The sequence below is a fragment of the Vibrio sp. 10N.222.52.B7 genome, assembly GCF_041474275.1.
Lineage (GTDB): Bacteria > Pseudomonadota > Gammaproteobacteria > Enterobacterales > Vibrionaceae > Vibrio > Vibrio crassostreae_C.
Genome location: NZ_JBFRTU010000222.1, coordinates 1 through 340, shown reverse-complemented (window position 1 = coordinate 340; position 340 = coordinate 1). Strand labels below are relative to the sequence as shown.

The following is a 340-nucleotide window of genomic DNA, read 5'->3' as shown; positions in this document are numbered from 1 at the left end:
TTATCTGCGGCTTTTTTAACGGCAGTGAGTAGGGCATCGACCACAAATGGCTTTTCCAGAAAATCGTAAGCACCGGCTTTCATCGCTGATACCGCGGTTTGCACGTCACCATGTCCGGTAAGTACGATGACCTGAAAATGAGGATTTTGGCTCAGCAACTTTTGCGTTAATTGAATGCCATCCATTACTGGCATGTGAATATCGGTGATGACAATTCCGGCTTGCGTGGTATCTATTTTCTTTAATGCCTCAATAGCATTGGGAAAGCCGACGATATCGATACCTTCAATGAGCATAGCTTGTTCTACCGAGTCTCGAATGGCGGGTTCATCGTCGACAA

1 protein-coding gene is annotated in these 340 nt (G+C 45.9%); it reads right to left on the bottom strand.

Annotated features, from left to right (window positions below; genetic code table 11):
• Positions 1 to 340 (bottom strand): response regulator (locus AB4512_RS22520; RefSeq protein WP_372175759.1); only part of this gene is annotated, 340 nt, incomplete at both ends.